The sequence below is a fragment of the Haloferax sp. KTX1 genome (genome assembly GCF_902410085.1).
In the GTDB taxonomy this organism is placed as follows: Archaea; Halobacteriota; Halobacteria; order Halobacteriales; family Haloferacaceae; genus Haloferax; species Haloferax massiliensis.
This window is the reverse complement of record NZ_CABPRH010000017.1, coordinates 1-20243: the sequence shown is the minus strand read 5'-3', so window position 1 is coordinate 20243 and position 20243 is coordinate 1. Positions and strand designations below refer to the sequence as shown.

18 protein-coding genes are annotated in these 20243 nt (G+C 67.1%); 6 read left to right on the top strand and 12 right to left on the bottom strand.

Features of this window, described 5'->3' with window-relative positions; all coding sequences use genetic code 11:
* The first annotated feature begins 1 nt into the window (after window position 1).
* Entirely contained in the window at window positions 2-613 is a 612-nt protein-coding gene (locus FY251_RS19075) for a molybdenum cofactor guanylyltransferase (RefSeq protein ID WP_148416582.1), read from the top strand.
* On the opposite strand, the gene yqeC is transcribed toward FY251_RS19075, so the two are convergent.
* Both yqeC and FY251_RS19065 read right to left on the bottom strand, forming a co-directional pair.
* Window positions 610-1341 carry a selenium cofactor biosynthesis protein YqeC gene (yqeC, locus tag FY251_RS19070; protein WP_148416581.1) on the bottom strand — a complete coding sequence of 244 codons (732 nt, stop codon included), beginning with the start codon at window positions 1339-1341 and terminating at the stop codon, window positions 610-612. The genes FY251_RS19075 and yqeC overlap by 4 nt on opposite strands.
* 128 nt (window positions 1342-1469) lie before the next feature.
* Entirely contained in the window at window positions 1470-3224 is a 1755-nt protein-coding gene (locus tag FY251_RS19065; RefSeq protein ID WP_148416580.1) for an aldehyde ferredoxin oxidoreductase family protein, read from the bottom strand.
* A 271-nt stretch (window positions 3225-3495) separates the two neighbouring features.
* Here FY251_RS19065 and FY251_RS19060 point away from each other — a divergent pair, with 271 nt between their 5' ends.
* Window positions 3496-4629 carry a GTP-binding protein gene (locus FY251_RS19060; RefSeq protein WP_148416579.1) on the top strand — a complete coding sequence of 378 codons (1134 nt, stop codon included), beginning with the start codon at window positions 3496-3498 and terminating at the stop codon, window positions 4627-4629.
* Here the strand turns inward: FY251_RS19060 and FY251_RS22695 are convergent, their stop codons facing one another.
* Both FY251_RS22695 and FY251_RS19055 read right to left on the bottom strand, forming a co-directional pair.
* On the bottom strand, window positions 4630-4791 hold the full coding sequence (locus FY251_RS22695) for a hypothetical protein (protein ID WP_187367453.1): 162 nt from the start codon (window positions 4789-4791) through the stop codon (window positions 4630-4632). It abuts the gene before it with no gap.
* Between the two features lie 69 nt (window positions 4792-4860).
* Window positions 4861-6018 (bottom strand): glutathione-independent formaldehyde dehydrogenase, encoded by a 1158-nt coding sequence (locus tag FY251_RS19055; protein ID WP_089780295.1) that lies wholly within the window; start codon window positions 6016-6018, stop codon window positions 4861-4863.
* Between the two features lie 316 nt (window positions 6019-6334).
* On the opposite strand from FY251_RS19055, the gene FY251_RS19050 reads away from it, so the two are divergent.
* Window positions 6335-6715 (top strand): Rid family detoxifying hydrolase, encoded by a 381-nt coding sequence (locus FY251_RS19050; RefSeq protein ID WP_042662156.1) that lies wholly within the window; start codon window positions 6335-6337, stop codon window positions 6713-6715.
* A 108-nt stretch (window positions 6716-6823) separates the two neighbouring features.
* Here the strand turns inward: FY251_RS19050 and FY251_RS19045 are convergent, their stop codons facing one another.
* Complete coding sequence (locus FY251_RS19045; protein ID WP_148416578.1) at window positions 6824-7099, bottom strand: hypothetical protein; 276 nt, start codon at window positions 7097-7099, stop codon at window positions 6824-6826.
* Between the two features lie 200 nt (window positions 7100-7299).
* Between FY251_RS19045 and FY251_RS19040 the strand changes: the two genes are divergently transcribed.
* Both FY251_RS19040 and fdhF read left to right on the top strand, forming a co-directional pair.
* Window positions 7300-8820, top strand: coding sequence for an NADH-ubiquinone oxidoreductase-F iron-sulfur binding region domain-containing protein (locus FY251_RS19040; RefSeq protein ID WP_148416577.1), 1521 nt, complete (start codon window positions 7300-7302; stop codon window positions 8818-8820).
* Complete coding sequence (gene fdhF / locus FY251_RS19035) at window positions 8817-12143, top strand: formate dehydrogenase subunit alpha (RefSeq protein ID WP_148416576.1); 3327 nt, start codon at window positions 8817-8819, stop codon at window positions 12141-12143. Before FY251_RS19040 ends, fdhF begins: the two co-directional genes overlap by 4 nt.
* 866 nt (window positions 12144-13009) lie before the next feature.
* On the opposite strand, the gene FY251_RS19030 is transcribed toward fdhF, so the two are convergent.
* Complete coding sequence (locus tag FY251_RS19030) at window positions 13010-14329, bottom strand: DUF362 domain-containing protein (protein WP_148416575.1); 1320 nt, start codon at window positions 14327-14329, stop codon at window positions 13010-13012.
* A gap of 19 nt (window positions 14330-14348) precedes the next feature.
* On the bottom strand, window positions 14349-14777 hold the full coding sequence (locus tag FY251_RS19025; protein WP_148416574.1) for a universal stress protein: 429 nt from the start codon (window positions 14775-14777) through the stop codon (window positions 14349-14351).
* A 92-nt stretch (window positions 14778-14869) separates the two neighbouring features.
* Here FY251_RS19025 and FY251_RS19020 point away from each other — a divergent pair, with 92 nt between their 5' ends.
* A complete protein-coding gene (locus FY251_RS19020; RefSeq protein ID WP_148416573.1) occupies window positions 14870-15772 on the top strand; it encodes a dihydrodipicolinate synthase family protein in 903 nt (300 codons plus the stop codon).
* 147 nt (window positions 15773-15919) lie between these two features.
* Here FY251_RS19020 and FY251_RS19015 read toward each other — a convergent pair whose 3' ends face one another.
* The 5 genes from FY251_RS19015 to FY251_RS18995 all read right to left on the bottom strand — a co-directional run.
* Window positions 15920-16696 carry an HpcH/HpaI aldolase/citrate lyase family protein gene (locus FY251_RS19015; protein ID WP_148416572.1) on the bottom strand — a complete coding sequence of 259 codons (777 nt, stop codon included), beginning with the start codon at window positions 16694-16696 and terminating at the stop codon, window positions 15920-15922.
* A 90-nt stretch (window positions 16697-16786) separates the two neighbouring features.
* Window positions 16787-17860, bottom strand: coding sequence for a hypothetical protein (locus tag FY251_RS19010; RefSeq protein WP_148416571.1), 1074 nt, complete (start codon window positions 17858-17860; stop codon window positions 16787-16789).
* A 4-nt stretch (window positions 17861-17864) separates the two neighbouring features.
* The gene (locus tag FY251_RS19005; protein ID WP_148416570.1) at window positions 17865-18149 is read right to left on the bottom strand and encodes a hypothetical protein; all 285 of its coding nucleotides are present in this window, start codon (window positions 18147-18149) and stop codon (window positions 17865-17867) included.
* Window positions 18146-19330 (bottom strand): hypothetical protein, encoded by a 1185-nt coding sequence (locus FY251_RS19000; RefSeq protein WP_148416569.1) that lies wholly within the window; start codon window positions 19328-19330, stop codon window positions 18146-18148. The genes FY251_RS19005 and FY251_RS19000 overlap by 4 nt, the downstream gene beginning before the upstream one ends.
* A 7-nt stretch (window positions 19331-19337) precedes the next feature.
* Window positions 19338-20243, bottom strand: a 906-nt coding sequence (locus tag FY251_RS18995) for an isocitrate/isopropylmalate dehydrogenase family protein (protein WP_148416568.1), incomplete at its 5' end; no start/stop codon positions are given.

The following is a 20243-nucleotide window of genomic DNA, read 5'->3' as shown; positions in this document are numbered from 1 at the left end:
TATGCGAACTGGAGTCATCATCGCCGGGGGATACTCGACGCGGTTCGGCGAGGGGGACAAGGCGGTCGCATCGCTCGCGGGGACTCCCCTCATCCGCCGCGTCGCCGACCGGATGGCCGGCGTAATCGACGCCCTCGTCGTCAACTGCCGACCGGAACAGACCGCTGCACTCCGAACCGCGCTCGACGGCTACGACCACCCGGTGACGGTTGCGGAAGACGCGGAGTGCGACGAGGGACCGATGGCGGGAATCATGACGGGCCTGCGGGCCGTGGAGACGGAGTACGCGTTCGTCGCCGCCTGCGACATGCCCTTTGTCGAACCCGCGCTCATCGACCGGCTGTTCGAGCGGGCGGCCGGCCGCGACGCCGCCGTGCCGCGGGTCGGTGACGGCTGGTTCCAACCGACTCACGCGGTGTACCGAGCCTCGGCGATGGCCGACGCGTGCGAACTCGCGTTGGCCGAGGGGAACCACAAGATCATCGAGCCGCTGTTCGCGCTCGACTACGTCGTCCTCGGGGAGGACGAGGTGTGCGAGTACGCGAGCCTCGACACCTTCGAGAACATCAACACCCCCGAAGAGCTCGCCCACGCGGCGGAGCGGTTGGGCTAGCGCTCCACGACGGCCACGACGGGGTCGGACGCCGTCAATCGCGTCAGGGCGACGCGCGGAACGTCGGACCGAGCGAGGATGTCCGAAGCAATCTCTCGCGCGACCGCTTCGAGCGCCGAATCGTCGACTTTGTTCAGCACGGGAACCACCGTCGCGCCGTCGGGGACGGCCGCGAGGCCGCCGCGCTCGCTCGTGAGCACCGTTGCGACGTCGGACGGGCGAATCGCGTCGCCGGGGTCGAGACCGGTGAGGGCGGCGACCCGTTCGGGGCGGTGAACGGTATCGTCAGCGAGCGGTTCTCCGACCGCGTGGACGCTGGCGATTGGGAGGACGGTGTCGGCAGTCGCCGGGAGTTGAGGTTCGCGGTCGCCCGGAGCTTTGAATTCGCGCATCCGAGCGCCGTCGGCCTTCACGAGCACGGCGTCGGCGGCGTCGGACGTCCCGATGTCGTCGACCACGTCGGGGTCGTACCCCCGGTAGCGGTCGTCGCGGTCGCGGTCGGGGACGACGCCCACCGGCCAGTCCGTCACGCGCCGGAGCGCGGCGACCGGAGCGTCGGTCACGAGCACGTCGTCGACGTGCTGGTCGAAGATCGGGATGCGAACCGTCGCCGTCACGACGGCGCGGTCGAGTTGACGCGCCAACGCGTACAGCGTGGATTTCTTCCCGCCCGCGCCGACGACGCAGACCACGCCGCTTCGAGCGCAGAGCGCATCGCGAAGCTTCATATTCGTTCCACGAGGGGAAGCGATTAAAGTGACACGGGGCTGCGTTCGGCAGCCGCGAGTGGGCGGTCGAGGACCCGCGGACAGCCGGTTCGCCCGTATCGGTCGCCGACCGGGCGTTCGGGCGGTGTTCAATCGCGGAGCGCGTGCAGGTCGGCGGCGAGTTCGGTGAGATCGAGGCGGTCGATGGTCTGCGCCGTCGGCACGCCATCGGCGGCCCAGCCGCGGGGGCTGTAGTACGCGTCGAGCATCGAGTCGAAATCGTCGCGGTCGACGACTGCACCGGCGCGCGGCCCCGTCTCAAGCGGCTCTTGGAGCGTGGCCGGCAATGCGTCGTCAGCTCGCGAGATTCCCTCGCGGACGTTGAACAGGCGCGTCACGTTCCAAATCCGCTCACCGACCGCGGCGAGTCCCCCGGCGGGTTCGAGGCCGACCGATTCAAGCCACGCTCGTCCGAGGTCGTCGAGCGCGTCGGCGAAGAAGTCGTCCGCGATGAGACTCCAGAGTACCGACCGCCGGTCCTGCTCGCGAACGACCGCCTCCGCGGTCCGGTCGGCTCCCCACTCCCCGTCGAACGCCTCGCGTTCGATGGGTCGCGCCCGTCGATGGCAGGCCCCGCGGTCGCTGGTCGCGTACGCCAGCGCCATGCTCTGCGCACCGCGCGGGTCGTAGGCCGGTAGCTCCATCGACTTGACCGTGGGGACGAGCTCTCTCCCGCCGTACCGCGACGCCGCGGCATCGACCCCGTCCGCGAGCGCGTCGCCGAGATCCGTCGCACGGTTCGCAATCTCCCGTAAGAGGGCGCGCGCTCCGTCGGCGTCGCCGAACGACAGTGGACGGTCGAGCACGCCGGCGGCGTCGGCGTTGATGGTCCACGCGACCGCGCTGCCGGCGCTGATGAGGTCCATCCCGAGTCGGTCACAGGTCTGTCCCAGCTCGGCGACGGCGTCGAAGTCGTGGATGTCGAGTCCGGCCCCGAGCGTCATCGCGGTGGCGCCCCGCGGCACGTGGTCGCCCTCGTCCGTCGGTACGCGAAATCCTCCCGGAGCCGCCGTGTCGGCGTACTCGCGACCGACGGCGCTGTCTTCGACCGCAGTGATTCCCAGTTCGTCCGTCTGTTCGAGGTGTCCATCGCGCCAGCCTCGCGTCGAGAGCGCGCCGATTTCGTTCGCGAAATCGATGGTTTCGACGGTTCCACTGGCCCGGAGCCAGCGTCCGGTGGAACTCTCTCGGTACTTCGCGGCGTAGGCCTCCCGAAGGCCGTCGAACCCCTCGGGTGGCTCTCCCCGCGCGACGACCGCCTTCAGCCGCTTCGAACCCATGACCGCTCCCGCGCCCCCTCGACCAGCGTGGTGGTCGCCGGCATTGGAGGCGATAGTGGCGTAGGCGACCTGCTGTTCGCCCGCCGGGCCGATGCACGCGACCGACGCGTCGGGGAACGCTCGCGCCGTTTCGACCGTGTCGGCCCCCCACGTCTCGGCGGGCGCAATCGTGGCGTCCCCGCCTTCGATGACGAGGGTGACGGGCTCATCCGCGACACCCGTCACGAGCAGGCCCATCTGTGGCCCGAGCGCGCCGGCCAGCGAGTCGGGGAACTCGCCGCCCGCATAGGAATCGAGAAAACAGCCCGTGAGCGGGGATTTCGTGATAGCGGCGTATCTCGACTCGCCCGGGAGATACCCCGACAGCGGGCCGAGCATGAACAGAAGCGCGTTTTCGTCACCCAGCGGGTCCACGCCGGCGTCGAGTTCGTCGTAGAGATAGCGGGCACCCAGCCCTTTTCCGCCAAGGTACCGCCGTCGCCACTCGTCCGGAATCGGCGTGCTCTCGACCGAACCGGCAGACAGGTCGACTGTGAGGAGTCGGTCGGGGACGGAGGGTGCCATCTGGTCACCCGTCAGGACCGGCGACCAAAAAAGATGATGCCGTCGTGCCACAGCGGGCGAGCGAGTTCGGTGGCGCGAACGCGTCCAACAAGGTCGATAGTCCGGTTCGCGCGGAGGTCGGCCGACGCGAACGGCCGCGAAACCCGACCTATCAGTAATGGAAGAAGATGAGTTTTGAACGGAGGTCCGGTGTGAGGGGTTCTACACTCGGGTCGAGCGAGGCGACCCAGCATTGATTACAGCCACCCGCGAGTCGACACACAGCATCGACATGTCCACGGCTGAAACTCCGATTACGGTCATCAGCGGGCCCCTCGGCGCGGGCAAAACGACGTTGGTCAACCGACTCCTGAACGACCCCGGCGGGAGGGAGATCGCCGTCGTCGTCAACGACATGGGCGAACTGAACGTCGACGCAGAGTTAGTCGCCTCCGAGGCGGACGACGGCCTTGTCGACCTCTCAAACGGCTGTATCTGCTGCCGATTGCAGGACGACCTCGTGACCGAAGTGACGCGGTTGGCCGAGAAGCGTTCGTTCGACTACCTTCTCATCGAGGCCTCCGGAATCAGCGAACCGCTCCCGATTGCGCGGGTGCTGACGCGCGAGTCGGAGGAGGGCGGTCTGCCGGAGCAGTTCCGGTTGGACACCGCGGTCTCGGTCATCGACGCCTACGGGTTTTGGAAGGCGTTCGACCCGGCGGAATCGCTCCCGGACGCCGCTCCCGACCCGGAACGGCCGTTGACGGAGGTTCTCGTCGAGCAGGTCGAGTTCTGCGACGTGCTGTTGCTGAACAAGTGCGACATGGTCCCCGACGACGCGCTGGACGCCGTCGAAGCCGAGATTCGAGAACTCCAACCCCGCGCGAGCCTCCACCGGACGACACACAGCGAAGTCGAGTCGGGGCGAGTTCTCGATACGGGACGGTTCGATTTCGACGCTGCGAAACACCACCAAGGCTGGAAACGCGCGCTCACGGGCGACGATGGCGAGGTGAACGACAACCACGGCCACGGCCGCGACAGCGGACACGCCCACGATGAGGACGTCTCGGCGGCGACGGCCCACGGCGTCGAGTCCTTCGTCTACCGTCGGGACCGCCCGTTCCATCCGCACCGACTCGATGACTGGCTCGACGACTGGCAGGGGAACGTCGTCCGCGCGAAGGGGTTCGCGTGGGTCGCGAGTCGTCCCGAGACGGTGCTCGGCGTGAGTCAGGCGGGGCCGTCGGTACAGGCCGGCCCCATCGGTCAGTGGGGAGACGATGACCCCGAAACGCGACTCGTGTTCATCGGCCGCGACCTCGACGAGGCGGCACTGAGCGGGGAACTCGACGAGTGTCTGGCGACGACGGACGAGCGGGCGGCGTCGTATCCCGACGACCCGTTTCCCCGGGAGTCCGCCTGATTAGGCCGCGCCGAAGTCGACCTCGTCTCGGAGTTCGTCCCACGACTCGTGGAAGCCGTAGGTCGACTCCGACTCACCGCCGACCGCCGTCTGGTAAATCTCGTCGTACTCCAACAGCTGGGTCCAGCCGTCGTGGTACCGGTAGCTACAGTACTGGCACATAGACCGAACTACCGGGGTGACCGTCAAAGGAGTACCGGTGAAAATCAGAGGGGGAAGCGACGGTTACCGTTAGGGTTCCAGCAGGACCTTCGTGACGCCTTCCTCGCGGTTGTCGAACTTCTCGTACATCTCGGGCGCGTCTTCGAGGTCGACGCGGTGGGAGACGACCCAACTCGGGTCGGCTCGCCCCTCGATTATCATGTCTCGGAGCTTTCGGTTGTACTCCTTGACGTTACACTGGCCGGTGCCGAGCGCCTGTCCTTTCTCGAACAGGAGACCGAAGTCGATGCCGAGGCGTCCCTGCGCGGCCATCTCGTCGGGAGCGCCGGGGTCGTCGGGGACGTAGAGACCCGGGATACCGAGTTCGCCGGTCGGACGGACCGTCCGAATGAGGTTGTTGATGACGACGGCCGGGTTCTCCCGGGCGGGGTCGTACGCGCTGTCGGCTTCCTTGTCCGGGTCGATGGCCTGATAGCCCACCGCGTCGACGCCCTTGTCGACGCCGCCGCCGTGAATCTCTTTGATCTGTTCGACGGGGTCGCCCTCCTCGAAGTTGATGGGCGTGGCGTCGCAGTGTTCCTCGGCGAGCGCGAGGCGACTGGGGACGCGGTCGACGACGTAAATCTCGGCCGCGCCCTTGAGTTTGGCGCTGTAGGCGGCCATCAGGCCGACCGGGCCGGCCCCGTAGATAGCGACGGAATCGCCGGATTCGAGATTGGCGAGTTCCGTGCCGTGCCAGCCCGTCGGGAAGATGTCCGCGAGGAGCGAGAACGAGTCCTCGTGCTCCCGTCCGTCCGGCAGTTTGAGCGCGTTGAAATCGGCGTACGGAATGCGGAGCTTCTCGGCTTGGCCCCCCTGATACGGCCCCATGGCGACGTAGCCGTACGCTCCCCCGGCGAATCCCGGATTGACGTTGGTACAGAAGCCGGTGTAGCCGTTCTCACAGTTCTCGCAGAAGCCGCAGGCGACGTTGAACGGCGCGACGACGCGGTCGCCGACTTCGAGGCCGCTGACGGCCTCGCCGACCTCCTCGACGATACCCATGTTCTCGTGGCCGAACACGATTCCCGGTTCCGCCGCCGTCCGACCCTCGTACATGTGCAGGTCGGACCCGCAGATGCAGGTCGTCGTGATGTCGATAACGACGTCGTTCGGATGTTCAATCTGGGGCTCTTCGACCGCTTCGACTGCGACCTCTCGTTCGCCTTTGTAGACGACTGCGTCCATTGACATTGTTCGGGCTCCGCCGGTCTCTGCGGACGGATGCCATTTATAGTTCGGGTGCGAATGTCTTTCACGGTTCTCGGCACTTCAACGCTTAAATATCGTTGGTGAACGTCTCATCGTGTCACGTTTGGTATTATTTGTGTTTTCTGCGTGGGTGTCGGCAGGGCCGGGACACCCACGAGGCTCCGAAGTTCGGGACGAGGAGTAGCCGACGTGCAAGCCGAGTGACGCCACGATATGGCAGATGGCACACATATCGTGAGACCGGGTTCGCCCCGGACGTGGATTTAATACGAACCGTTCGAAACGGCCGGCTGTGAAGCGCACGATTAGCACTTCGGACGCACCGGCGGCCGTTGGCGCGTACAGTCAGGCGACGACGAACGGCGACCTCGTCCTCACTGCGGGCCAACTGCCGCTCACGCCCGACGGGGAGCTACTCGACGACGCCTCTGTTGGCGACCAGACGAAGCGGTGTCTCGAAAACGTGGAAGCGATTCTCGTCTCGGAGGGCGGCTCCCTCGACGACGTGCTCAAAACGACCGTCTTCCTCGACGACATCGACGACTTCGAGGAGTTCAACGAGGTGTACAGCGAGTTCTTCGACGAAGAACCGCCGGCGCGTAGCGCGGTCGAGGTCGGGAACGTGCCGAAAGGGGCGGCGATAGAAATCGAAGCGATAGCGGCGACCGAATAGGGTCGCGGTCCCGACCGGACGCAACGGGTCCCGACCCGCGTGAGGATTCTTGAGACGACACTCACCGACGAGAACTCGCGTTCGAGCGGCCGGTGTCGGCCCCCGCGGTCACTCCAACCGCATGTTCTCGGCCCGCTCGGCCGCGAGGTCGGTGATCTCCTCGACGTCGCTCTCGGAGCGGTCCGCGAGGACCCGAACCAGCATCCCGAGTTGGACGGCCGCCGTCTCGCGTAGCTCCGATGCGTCTTCGGTGTCGTTGGCGAAGTAGTACTCGCGCCGACCGTCGTCGTGGACGAGTCCGGTGTACGCAGACAGGACGTCGTCTTCGCGGGTCGCGTCGGCCGCGGTCTCTCGGACGTCGTCGAACCGTGAGTTCGTCATCACCTCGGGGAACAACGCGTCGCCGCATTAGCTCTTTGCTCCGGTCGCTGCCCCGTCTGGGAGCGCCATCCGCCGCGGCGATTTCGTGCCAATCGCGGTGGGACCGGCTTCGAGTCCGGGGGATTGAACGCCTCGAAGCCGCGCGCCAACGGGTCCGGGTTGGGATGATTTTTTAACCCTACCGCGTCTTTTTAACCGTGAGAATGAATCGCACAGGTGAGGCGACCCCGTCGCCGACCGTCCGGGTTTCGGGAGCCGGACGAACGGAGCGCGGGGAGCGTGTCTTGAGCAGCGCGCGCGCCGCCGCCGACTCCGTCCCGGTCCTGCGAACGGGACCGACCGGAATCAGCGAGTACGACCCGCTGGTTCTGGCGACCAGAGCGGGGCGGACCGCGTTCTTCCCGGCTCCGGACGCACCGAGAGCCCGGGAAATCGTCGCCGACGTGGAAGACGGGGCGTTACCGACGGACGACGCCGCGGCGGTCGTCGAACACGACGCCGAGACGACGACGCTACCGGTGCCGACGAACGGGCCGCTCGCGGTGGGTCAGCGGCGCGTCCTCGGTCCCTGCGGGTGGGTCGACCCGCTGGACCCGGAGGGGTGTCAGTTCCAGTCGCTCGACAAAGACGCGGGCGCGATCGCGGACGCTGGCCTCGTCGGTCGAGGCAGGGGCGATGCCAGCGCTGACGACCCGGTCGCCGACGCGTGGCGGCGCGCGCGAGAGACGGACGGCGACCCGGTGGTCGTCGTGAACGCGAACGACGCGGACGACAGGCAGTGGGCGGACGAAACGCTCCTCGCCGGGTCGCCGATGTCGGTGCTCGACGGCGTGGCGGCCGTCGCCGAGTACCTCGGGACGACCGACGCGGTCGTCTATCTCGCGGAGACCGACACCGAACTCCGAGAACATCTCCGGCGGGCCGTCGACGCCGCCGCGGGCGAACTCCCGGTCGTTCCGAGACTCGCCACGGGCCCGGACGAGTACCGCGCCGGCGCACCGACGGCGGCGCTGGAAGCGATTGAGGGAGCGGACCGAATCGAGCCCCGTCTCCAGCCACCGTCGCCGGCCGAGTACGGGCTGTTCGGCCGCCCCACGGTCATCCATTCGCCGCGGACGTTCGCACAGGTACACCACGCGCTCTCGGGTTCCGAGGGTACCGACGAGGACGGGTCCGCCTCGGCGACGCGACTGTTGACTGTCACCGGCGACGTGGCCGCGCCCGCGACGATAGAGGTCGGGTCGGACGCCCGCCTCTCTGCGGTTCGGGACGCCGTCGAACTGGAGGGTTCGTTCAAGATGGCCTGCGTCGGCGGGGTGTTCGGCGGCGTCACTCGGACGTTGGATATCACGCCGACCGCGGACGAACTGACCGCGGCCGGCCTCGGCACGGACGGCGTCGTCGAACTGTTGAACGACGAGCGGTGTCCGGTCGCCACCGCCGGTCAACGAGCGAACTTCGCCTCGGAAGCCAACAGCGGGCGGTGCGTGCCGGGTCGGGAGGGAACCGTCCAACTCACCGAACTGGTGCGAGCGGTCTACCGAGGCTCGTACGACCGGGGGAAGCTACGCGAACTCGGGCGGGTCATGACCCGGTCGAGCAACTGCCGAATCGGGGCTCGTGCGCCGCGACCGGTGCTGACCGCGATGGACGAGTTCGAATCGAGTTTCGAAGCACACGCCGACGGCCGCTGTCCCAGCGGAGCCTGTACTGACAAACTATGAGTACTGACGACCCACTTCCGGGCGTTCCGGAGATAGACGACCCACAGCACGAGACGTCGGTCACGGCTGAGTTCGAGACCGGGACCGCGAACGACCCGCCCGTCGGAACCGGCGGAGAGAGCCCGACGACGGTCACCGTCAACGGGACCCCGGTCACCGTCCCGCCGGGGGCAACCGTCATCGACGCCATGCAGGCCGTCGACGACGAGGTCGTGAGCGTGGACCCCGGCTCCGACAGCCTCGACGGGGACGCCGACGTTCCGGCGCTGTGCTACTACGACCGCGACGGCGACGCGAGCGACGAAATCGGCCCGCGGAGCGAGTGCCGAACCTGCATGGTCGAGACGGACGAACACGGGGTCGTTCCCTCCTGTTCGTTCCCGGCGACGGACGGGTTGACGGTCGAGACCGATACGTCGGCCGCCGAGGAGTCTCGGAGCGTCAACCTCGACCTCGTCCTCTCCAACCACAACCTTCGCTGTACGACCTGTAACGGGAACGGTCGGTGCGAGCTCCAGGAGACGGCCATCAGCGAGGGGGTCGACCATCCGCGGTACGGCGTCTTCGACGAGCGAAGCGAGTACGAACCGCTCGACGACAGCTCCTCGTTCATCCAAATCGACCGCAACAAGTGCATCCTCTGTAACCGGTGCGTCGAGGGCTGTAACGACGTTCAGGTCGAAGGCGTGCTCCGTATCGAGGGGTCCGGTTCGGACACCCGCATCGGCTTCCAGTCCGACGCCGAGACGATGGCGGATTCGGACTGCGTCTCCTGCGGTCACTGCGCCACGGTCTGTCCGACCGGTGCCCTGACCGAGAAGGACATCGGTGGCGCGGGGACGCTCCCGCTCCCGGGGTTCACGCAGCGGAACTCCGTCGGGAACGTCATCGAACACGAGGAGGCGGAGACCATCGACGACACGACGGCACCGAACCGCTCGCCCGCACCCGGGAGCGCGGGGAGCGCCGGTGGCGAAGCCGAGGCGGGACAGGAGGGACGGAGCGGCGTCGCCCGATACATGGCCCAGAGCAAACGCCGAGCGTCCGACTTCCTCGGGGAGTACGGTCGGAAGGCCATGCTCGCGGGCGAACACACCGCGGAGAACCTCGCGGCGCGGACCCTGCCGGAGGGTCGGTTGTTCGACGTCGCGTCGCTCGTCAGCGACTACCGGCTGGGCACCCTCGACAAAGCGGAGACGACCTGTGGATTCTGTGCGGTCGGCTGTCGGTTCGAGATGTGGGGCAAAGACGGCAACGCCCTCGGCGTCCAGCCCGTCGACGACCCGGAAAACGCACCGGCCAACAACTTCTCGACGTGCGTGAAAGGGAAGTTCGGACACGAGTTCGCCAACAGCGAAAACCGGCTCACGAGACCGCTGATTCGAAACGACGACGGCGAGTTCGAGGCGGCGTCGTGGGACGAGGCGCTCGACTACGTCGCCGGCGAACTCCGCGAGATTCAGGACGAACACGGCGTCGACGCGGTCAGTTGCCTCGCGTCGTCGAAGGGGAGCAACGAGGAGGCGTACCTCGTCCAGAAGTTCGCGCGGCAGGTGCTCGGCACGAAGAACATCGACAACTGCGCCCGGCTCTGTCACTCGTCGACGGTGGCGGCGCTCCAACAGACGCTCGGGTACGGCGCGATGACGAACCGCATCAACGAGGACATCGGCGAGGCCGACGCCTACCTCATAAGCGGGTCGAACACGACCGAGTCGCATCCGGTGTTGGCGACCCGAATCAAGCAGAACGTCCGCGACGGGGCCGACCTCGTGGTGTTCGACCCCCGGAAAATCGGCATCGCCGAGCACGCAGACCAGTACACGAGAACGACGCCCGGCTACGACGTGGCGTGGCTCAACGGCCTCATCCGATACCTCATCGAGCACGACCTGCACGACGAGACGTTCATCGAACGGAATACGAACGGATTCGAAGAGGTCAAGCGGAAGGTCCAGGCGTTCACGCCCGAGAAAGTCGAGGAACTGGCCGGCGTCTCGCCCGACGAACTCGAATCGGCCGCCGAGACGCTCGCAGACGCCGAGAACGTCGTCTTCGGCTGGGCGATGGGCATGACCCAATCCAGCCACGGAACGGAGAACCTCCTCGCGATGGCCGACCTCGCGCTCACGCTCGGGCAGGTCGGGAAACCGGGTGCCGGACTGTCGCCCTTCCGGGGCCAGAACAACGTGCAGGGCGGCGGCGGCGACATGGGGACCTTGCCCGGGAGCCTCCCCGGATACCAGGACCCGGCCGACGACGAGGTCGGCGAGAAGTTCGCCGACGTGTGGGGCGAGCGCCCGCCGGCCGAACCGGGTCTCAAAGTGCCGGAGATGCTCGCCGAAGCCCACGAGGGGAATCTCCGCGGGATGTACATCGTCGGGGAGAACCCCGCGCTCTCGGAACCCGACATCCAGCACGCCGGCGAGGCGCTCGATAGCTTGGACTTCCTCGTCGTACAGGACATCTTCATGACGGAGACCGCGGAGCACGCCGACGTGATTCTGCCGGCGGCGACCTCGCCGGAGAAACACGGCACCTTCACCAACACCGAGCGTCGTGTCCAGCGGGTTCGAGCGTCCGCGGAACCGCCCGGAAAGGCGCGTCAGGACTGGGAAATCACGCAGGAACTGGCTGCCAGACTGGGCCACGAGTGGGGCTACGACCACCCGCGGGAGGTCATGGACGAGATCAGCGACCTGACGCCCATCTACGGCGGCGTCAGCTACGACCGCCTCGAATCGGGCGAGGAGCACGGACTCCAGTGGCCGTGCTGGGACGACGACCACCCCGGCACGCCGTACCTCTACGACTACGAGGAGGGGAATTTCAACTTCGACGACGGACTCGCCCGCTTCGTGCCGGCGGACGGCGGCCACCCCGGCGAACTCCCCGACGAGGAGTACCCCCTCACGCTCACGTCCGGGCGGGTTCTCTACCACTGGCACACCGGACAGATTACCCGGCGCGTCGAGGGCCTCATGAGCCACGTCGGCGAGAGTTTCATCGAGATCAACCCGACGACGGCCGCGGAACTCGGCGTTTCAGACGGCGAGTACGTCAAGGTCGAGTCCCGCCGCGGCGACATCGTCGTCAAGGCGACGGTGACCGACCGCGTCGGCGACGGGACGCTGTTCATCCCGATGCACTTCGCGGCCGGCGCGGTCAACAAACTCACGCAGGAGACGTTCGACCCGCAGGCCGGCATTCCGGAGTACAAGGTGTCGAGCGTGCGCGTCGAACCGCTCGGATCGGACGCCGACCCGGACGTGCTGCGGACTCCGGACGCGGGCGCTGGCAGCGCCGCACGCGGCGACGACTGAGTGCCGCGAACGGTGAGTTCGTCCCCGCCTTCTGCGCGGGTCAGACAGCGCGGTAGTGACTGGGCGTTGCAACTGACCCGACGCGTCGGAGCACAGCGACGAGAACTGCGGGCGGCTCTATGGGGGACCAAGGCGAATACTGACTGGTCCCGATTACCGTGTCTAGTACAGCAGATTAACTATTCGAGAAGATACTAGATCTCATATGTGTTCGAACGGGTCGACGTGGCGGTGTCCACCGACTCCGCACAGTTGCCACGGATAGTTTAGTCACACACTCCGTCTTGAACGTTGAACGCACCGTATGCACCGTACACGACTCGAAGAGATTCGTAGCCGACGAATCAGCCGTCAGATTCAACGTCAGTTGGAAATGTGAATTTAATACAGTATCGTTCGGGAGAACCGTGAGTCTCGACGTTACGCCGTTCGGGGGGTCGGACCGGTTCCCACGACTCGCGCCCGTACGAAAGACGTGAGAGACGATATTGTCCAGAGACGAGTAGACCGCCAAATTAGCCACAGTCCGGGATTCGAACTCGTTTCTGATAAACGTCGAAGCCGGCGGTTCAGTTCGAATCTTCGTCGACACCCGGTTTCAGACCCGCGGATTCCAGTCGGTCGTTCCCAGTGTCGCGGGGAAAAAGGACACAAGCGGACGCAGTAGTATTTTAGATTACCTGCACAATTCATTCGAATAGCGAACCCGACCTACGCTCGACGGGCGAACGCGATTACGGAGATTCCAACCACATCGTGATAGGTACAAAGGTGGTTATGAAAATTGATATACTATGGGGTAGTTCGAAGCGGCATGCGGTCGAGTGGGTCCGACCGTCATTCGCTCGGTCCGGTCCGTGTCGTGACTACTCTTCGATGGTGGAGACGAGTGTACCGTCGGCGTCGAATTCGAGGCGTCGACGTTCGCCGATTTCGACGTCGTCTCGTCCCGCTAACTCTTCGAGCACGGGTTCGGAAGCCAGCATCGTCCCCGGTTCGAGCGTGTTGGTGATGCGGCCGATGCGCATCTCACTCAGGTCGGGAACGCCGGTCATCGAGGCCGCGAGAACGAACGCCGTCGCATCGCAGGGGACGACGAACGGAATCTTCGAGCGCTCGGGTTCGCCGCTCGTGGTGATGTTGACGTACATGTCCTCGAAATTGACCGCTTCGACGAGACTTCGGTTGACGTAGTCGGCGAGGCCGATGCCGATTGCGTTGCCGTGCGACTCCGCCGTGACCGAACGGACGTAGATGCGCGTTATCTCCGGCGAGTTCACTTCGGGTTGGTTGTGGAACCAGACCCGGCCGACGACGTTCGTGTCCATCCCCGTCCCGCTGATGTTCTTTCCCAGTTCGTCGACCATCAGGAAGTCCAACTGGTCGACGGGGAGCGACGGGAACAGCTCTTTCGACCGTTCGAGCAGTTCAGACTCCCGTTCGGGAAGCCCCTCGGCGGGGACGCCCTCGATGAGGGCGGCGCGCTCGTGGTCGTTCTCGACGACGGCGATACCGCCGACGATATCGGTCTCGGCGAGCAGTATCTCCGCGCGCTCGGGGATGACCTCGTCGAACCCGCGGGCGATTGCGGCGTTGTGCATGTTCTCGGCTCCGCGGTGCTTCCCGAGGCCGACGACGGCCATCTTACAGAGTCCGGATTCGATCGGACCGCGGTAGTCGGTGTGGAGTTTCACGCGGTTCGCGAGGAGGATTGCATCGGCTTCGAGCGCGTCTCTCGCCGCGTATATCGGCTCGCCGTTCGGGTCTTCGGCGACTCGCTCGACGGCCATCGACGAGCGGACTTCACAGCCCATCGACGCCTCGGTGACGCCGAGCGAGGCCAACGTCTGGACCTGTCCGTCCGCGGTCGCGCTGCCGTGACTCCCCATCGCGGGCATGATAAACGGGTCGAGGTCCCGGTTTTGGAGTTCCACGACCACCGCCGCGAGGACGGCCGGCATGTCGTGAATGCCGCGACTTCCGGCCGTAATCGCCACCGACGACCCCGACGGGAGCGTCTCGAACGCCGGGATGTCGTCGAGCGCCTCGACGGCGCTCGCTCGGACGTCGTCTACCTCCGGTGGGTCCGAAACCGAGCGGACGGTCGCGAAGGCCGGAAGGTCGTCTACCGAGGCGTCGTTTACCGCTTCGAGTCGCTCTCGGTCGGGGAGGTCGAGTGTAACCATCTGTGTCTGAGTCCCGTGTTCACTTTTCGTCCATGACCGCGACGACGGGGACGTCCGCGCTCAGGAGGACCGACTGCGTCGTGCTTCCGAACAGCGCCTTCCCGACCGCCGTACGCTTTCGTCCGCCGATGACGAGGTACGACGCGTCGAGTCGCTCCGTCTCGCCCAGCAGTTCGTCGACGACCTCGCCGACGAGGCCGCGCGTCTGGACGTGTCCCGGCCGGTCAGTGGTCGCTTTGACGACGGAGCGTGCCACCGATTCGGCGTCGTTCTGACCGTCTTCGACCGTGTACCCCGTCTGGTGGACGTCGTCTCGCTCTTCGAACTCCTTTTGGTCGAGAACGTTGACGACGACGAGTTGGTCGTCGAACGCGTCCGCGAGGTCTTCGCCGATCGTCACGACGCGGTCCGGTTTCTGCTCTCCGTCGACTGCTGCCAGTATCGTCATCGTGTGCCATGTTTTCACATGTGTACATAAATCTTGACGCCACGCTCCGGGTCGTGAGAACATATAACTGGCATCGGCGGGAGTACGAGACGATGACAGACGTAGCACGACGGTTCGCTGGTGTACACTGCCCGCTCGTCACGCCGTTCGACGGTGGCGCGGTCGACCACGAGGCGCTCGAAACACTCGTCGACCACGTCGTGGACGGCGGCGTCGATGGACTCGTCCCCTGTGGAACGACGGGTGAGTTCGCGAGTCTCGACGGCGCCGAGTTCCGCGCGGTTCTCTCGACGACGGTCGAGCGGGCCGACGGCACGCCGGTGATGGCGGGCACCGCCGCGACGAGCGTCAAAGCGACTGTCGACCGAATCGACGCCGCGGCCGAGGCCGGTGCAGACGCCGCGCTCATCACGCTTCCGTATTTCCACGGAGCGAACGACCCGGCCGGCGACGTCGCGTTCGTCGAGGCGGTCGCCGACGAGGCGGCGCTCCCGCTGTACCTCTACAACATCCCCGCCTGTGTCGGCCGGTCGCTCGACGCGGACGCCGTCGTCGAACTCTCCGGGCGCGACGCTATCCTCGGTCTGAAAGATTCGAGCGGCGATTTGAACTACTTCTCGGAGCTACTCCGACGGACTCCCGAGGGGTTCCAACTGTTCGAAGGGTTCGACAGCCACCTCGTCCCGGGACTCGTGCTGGGCGCGACCGGGGGCGTCAACGCGCTCTCGAACGTCGTCCCCGAAGCGTTCGTCGCCGCCGCGACCGCGGCCGACCGCGGCGACGTCGCCGAGGCGCGTCGAATCCACGAGCGACACATCGCGCCGCTGTTCCAACAGTGCGTCGAACACGGGTTCGCGCCGGCGACGAAGGCGGCCCTCCGCGCCCGCGGCGTCCTCGAAACGGACGAGGTCAGGCCCCCGCTCGTCGGCCTCGACGAGACTACCCGCGACGAGATTTCGTCGCTCGTCGAGACGACCGTCGCCGCGTATCGCTGACGGAGCGCACTCGCCGCCTTCGGTTGCCGCGGGCTCGGCCCCGACCCGTAGACGATGCGAAATCCGTCGGGGATGCCACCCGGCGGCGTCACAGACGGACGGGAAGACGGGGCGGTGCGACCGAACGACAGGCGCGCCGTCGCGGCGTCAGTCGCCGAGCGTGGTGCTGTGGTCCAGGGCGTCGGCGGCCCCGTCGGAGAGGTGGAGCGCGTCGACGCCGGCGACCAGATAGTCGACACCCCAGTCGATGCGGGTCGCCCGCTGGGCGGCGTCGGTCGCGAGGGTTCCGACCGCCACCCCGGCGTCGGCCGCGGCCGCGACGGCTCGGTCGACCGCTTCGAGGAAGTCGTCGTCGTCCCACTCACCGAAACAGCCCATCGACATCGAGAGGTCGACCGGTCCGATGAACACGCCGTCGATTCCGTCGACCGCCGCGATGGCGTCGGCGTTCCTGACCGCGCGCTCGGACTCCAGTTGAACGTACCTCACAACCGTCTCTTCGGCGGCCTCCACGTGCTCGCCGAGCGTGCGCCCGTACCCCGTCGCGCGGCCGAGTCCGAGCCCTCGCGTTCCCGCCGGGGGGTAGCGACTGGCGTCGACGACCGCCGCGGCCTGTTCCGGCGTCTCGACCATCGGAACGAGGACGCCGGTCGGGTCGAGGTCGAGCGTCCGTTTCAGCGTCGCGTGGGCGTCGTCCGGCACCCGGACGAGGGTTTCCGTCTCACCCGGTGCCGCGTCGACGGCGCGAATCATGTCCGCTATCGTCTCGTACGACATCGGGGTGTGCTCCGCGTCCAAGACGACGAAGTCGTATCCGACGCCGGCGAGCAGCTCCGCGGTGCTCGGGTGCGGAATCACGGCCCACGTTCCGATCAGTTGGTCCGGCGACTGGCCGGCGTGTTTCAGTCCGTCGTGTTCGACCATGTGACCACTCTCGGGGGTGGCGCAGGTATAGCTTCGCAATGCTCGGGGGAGAGTATGAACGCCGTCTCAGGTCGGTCCCGAGCGGTCGGTTCACGCCTCGGTCGAACACGCGTACCCCGCGTCCGCCGCGCTCGCGCGGAGCGACTCGCCCGCACCGACGAGCGCGCTCGCGTCTCCCTCGACGTTCCCCGACTCGACGCGGTCGGTTATCTGCGCGGCGACCCGGCACTCCGCGGCGTGCAGGTCGGCTTCGAGCGCGGCGACGCGTTCGCGCTCGCTCGTCGCCGACGCGTCTTCGCGGGCCGCGCTGAGCTGTGCCGACACCGTCTCGGAGAGGAAGACCGCCTGTCGCCCGTGGGTGGCGAGTTTGTCCGCGTCGTCGCGGTCCCACCCGATTTCGACCGCCTCCTCGCCGAGCGAGTCGACGAGGAACGCGGCCTTGTCGAGCGTGGCGTCCGTCGCGTCGTATCCGGGCGTCGCCGCCGCGCGCGCGTCGTAACCGACGAGCACGACCCGCTCGGGCGCGCTGTAGGCGTCCGCCGGGTAGGCCGCACCCACGACGCCGCCGGCACCGAAGACGAACACCACGACGAGGAAGAGCCCGAGGAACGCTCTGGGGGCCCCTCGAACCGGCTTGCGGGCGAAGAAGGGGTGTGCGCGCGTCCGTTCCATCGTCAGCGACGCGACGCGCTCGACGAGCGCCGCCAGCGAGTGCGTGTTCTGCGACGCCCCCGTCACGACGAGGCGGCCGTCGCCGGCGACGCGAACGAACGAGTTGTGGAATCCGGTGTGGCGAACGTTGAGGCCGCGACCCTCTCCGAACCGGTCGCGGCGACACTCGTCGTACTCGTCCGCCGCTTCGACGGCCGCTTCGATGTCGGTGAGCGCCTGCTCGGCGTCGCTCACGGTATCAGCCGAGACGAAGATCGAGTCGCGCTCGAAACTGAGTCCGGAGCCGTTTCGGCGGTACTCGGCGAGCCGTCGAAGCGCGAACTTCGCGTGTGCGGCGACCAGCGGAACCGCCGGGAGGAGGACGACGGCGACGAGCGCCGTGACGTAGCCGCCTCTCGAAGCGGGGCCGTAGCCGTATCGGAGTCCGACGAAGGCGAGGGCGACAGCGAGCGTCGAACAGCCGCCGACGACGAACGCGCGGAGCTTGTTCATGCCGTCATCCCCCGAGGAACGTCTGTTTGATGCGGCCGAAGAACCCGACCTTCCGCCGCTTACTCTCGGCTTCGAACACCGGTCCGAGTTTGGTGACGAGGTCATCGTAACTCTCGAATCGGTCCGCCTCGGCCTTCCCGAGTAACTCCGCGACCATGATGGAGTTCCCGTCCGCGTCCACCTGCACGTTCGCCAACGCGTGCTCGCGCTCTATTCGGCGAACTGAGACGGGGTACTCCCACCCCGACTCCTCGACGAGAGCGTGAACCGCGTCCGGTCCGTGTGTCATGTTCGTTCGTCTGGTTTCTTCGACCATAAACCTTTCACGGAGCCGGCGGAGGGCGCGGCCGTCGACGGCGCGGACTCGTCGAGCAACGAGTCCACACACCGGTACCCCAGCCGACTCCCCGACGGGGCCCGCACCTCCGAGAGGAGCGGTCGGGACCAGACGGTCGTCCGGTCTCTCGCGAGGGGGTCCCCGTCCGGCGTGGTCCCACTGACGACGAGCGTGTACTGTCCCCACCGCGCGACCGTCTCGTTGCGCGGTGCAAACGCCGATGCGACCGACTGCGCGACTCGACGCGACGGCCACAGACTGATTCCGAGCGTCAGCCCGTGACCGGACGGTGGCAAGTACGTCACCGCGTGCCGCGCAGTCGGGTCGCGGAGTCGGTCCGGTTCGGCCGGCGGGTCGGACGTCGCCGGGCTCTGCTGCCACCCGTCGAGTCCACCGGCGCTCGCCCCCGGCACGACGGCCGGGGCGAGGTCCGCTGGGCGAACGTCTTCCGGTGGAGCGGGACAGCCGATGGCCGAGTACGAGACTGTCTCGACGTCGGCAGACGCGCTCTCGATTCCGTCTTCACCGCCCTGAGCGCCGGTTTCGGACTTCGGTCGCGCCGTCGTCGTCGAGAGTTCCGGCTCGCGCTGGTCGGCCGTCGCGGTGGCGGGTGGAGGTGAATCCACAACCGGTGTCGGACCGGCGTGAGTGAGGACCACACCGACGCTCGCGAAGAGGAGCACCACCGCGACCGCGACGACTGCACCGCTCGTGGGGGTCGTCAGCCGGTCGACGCCCCGTGGCTCGTCGGCGGAATCGAATCGCGGCGAGCAAAAGCGGTCCGCCGAGGGGCCGAGATACTCGCGGGCTATCTCGGCCGACCGGTCTCTGTCGACCGCGTACCGAACGACGTCGAGTAACTCGGCCGCGTCGACGACGCTCGGGTCGTCGGAGAACCGTGAGGTGACCACGACGTCGCCGGCGACCGTCGACGGCGGCCGGTGAGTCACGACGAGGTGACGCGTCGTGCTCCCGTCGTCGACAGCGATGGTCGCCCCCTCCCGCGTGACAGACCGGCCGCGTTCGACCCAGAGGTCAGACACGAGTCGGGCGAACGTCTCCGCGTCGAGGCGGCGCAGCCGCGTCGCGAACCGGCTCGCGTCGTCGCCTCGGTTCCCGCGAAAGCGGCGCATCGATGGGTCAGAGGCGCGTCCTGGCGTCTTCGACGACCGTCTCGGTGGTGGAAGACCCGCCGAGGTCGGGGGTTCTCGGTGCCGTTTCGTCGGCGAGTTGTGACTCGACCGCGCGCCGGATGCCACGGGCGACCTCGTTCTCGCCGAGGTGGTCGAAGAGCATCGAAACCGAGAGGACCGTCGCGAGGGGATTGGCGATTCCCTGCCCCGCGATATCCGGGGCGCTCCCGTGGACCGGTTCGAACATCGACGGGGAGTGCCCCTCGACGTTGATGTTCGCCGAGGGGGCCACCCCCATGCTCCCGCTGACGATGGCTCCGATGTCCGTGAGAATGTCGCCGAAGAGGTTCGACGCCACGAGGACGTCGAACTCCTCCGGTCGTCGGACGAGGTCCATCGACGCCGCGTCGACGAGCAGGCGCTCGACGGTCACGTCGGGATACTCGGTGGCGACCTCCTCGACGATTCGGTCCCAGAACACCATCCCGTGTGCCTGCGCGTTCGACTTCGTCACGTTCGTCAGCCGGCCCTCGCGCGACCGGGCTTCCTCGAACGCCGCACGGACGACCGTCTCGGTCCCTTTTCGGGTGTAGACGGCCGTCTGAACCGCGACTTCGTGCGGATAGCCCCGATGCTCGTGGCCCCCCGCGTCGGCGTACTCGCCTTCGGTGTTCTCCCGGTAGACGACGAAGTCGATATCGCCCCCGTCGTATCCGCGAAGCGGGCTCTCGACGCCGTCGAAGAGCACCGAGGGGCGCTTACAGACCTGCTGGTCGAACGCCTTTCGAATCGGGAGCATCATCCCGCGAAGCGTCACGTGGTCCGGAATCTCCGGGTGTCCGACGGCACCGAGGAGAATCGCATCGCACGGTTCGAGCGTCTCGATGGCGTCGTCCGGCATCATCGACCCCGC

Excerpts from the sequence above, each read along its gene's own strand:
- FY251_RS19075 (WP_148416582.1), top strand. The coding sequence starts at position 2 with ATGCGAACTGGAGTCATCATCGCCGGGGGATACTCGACGCGGTTCGGC.
- yqeC (WP_148416581.1), bottom strand. The coding sequence starts at position 1,341 with ATGAAGCTTCGCGATGCGCTCTGCGCTCGAAGCGGCGTGGTCTGCGTC.
- FY251_RS19065 (WP_148416580.1), bottom strand. The coding sequence starts at position 3,224 with ATGGCACCCTCCGTCCCCGACCGACTCCTCACAGTCGACCTGTCTGCC.
- FY251_RS19060 (WP_148416579.1), top strand. The coding sequence starts at position 3,496 with ATGTCCACGGCTGAAACTCCGATTACGGTCATCAGCGGGCCCCTCGGC.
- FY251_RS22695 (WP_187367453.1), bottom strand. The coding sequence starts at position 4,791 with ATGTGCCAGTACTGTAGCTACCGGTACCACGACGGCTGGACCCAGCTG.
- FY251_RS19055 (WP_089780295.1), bottom strand. The coding sequence starts at position 6,018 with ATGGACGCAGTCGTCTACAAAGGCGAACGAGAGGTCGCAGTCGAAGCG.
- FY251_RS19040 (WP_148416577.1), top strand. The coding sequence starts at position 7,300 with ATGAATCGCACAGGTGAGGCGACCCCGTCGCCGACCGTCCGGGTTTCG.
- fdhF (WP_148416576.1), top strand. The coding sequence starts at position 8,817 with ATGAGTACTGACGACCCACTTCCGGGCGTTCCGGAGATAGACGACCCA.
- FY251_RS19030 (WP_148416575.1), bottom strand. The coding sequence starts at position 14,329 with ATGGTTACACTCGACCTCCCCGACCGAGAGCGACTCGAAGCGGTAAAC.
- FY251_RS19025 (WP_148416574.1), bottom strand. The coding sequence starts at position 14,777 with ATGACGATACTGGCAGCAGTCGACGGAGAGCAGAAACCGGACCGCGTC.
- FY251_RS19020 (WP_148416573.1), top strand. The coding sequence starts at position 14,870 with ATGACAGACGTAGCACGACGGTTCGCTGGTGTACACTGCCCGCTCGTC.
- FY251_RS19015 (WP_148416572.1), bottom strand. The coding sequence starts at position 16,696 with ATGGTCGAACACGACGGACTGAAACACGCCGGCCAGTCGCCGGACCAA.
- FY251_RS19010 (WP_148416571.1), bottom strand. The coding sequence starts at position 17,860 with ATGAACAAGCTCCGCGCGTTCGTCGTCGGCGGCTGTTCGACGCTCGCT.
- FY251_RS19005 (WP_148416570.1), bottom strand. The coding sequence starts at position 18,149 with ATGACACACGGACCGGACGCGGTTCACGCTCTCGTCGAGGAGTCGGGG.
- FY251_RS19000 (WP_148416569.1), bottom strand. The coding sequence starts at position 19,330 with ATGCGCCGCTTTCGCGGGAACCGAGGCGACGACGCGAGCCGGTTCGCG.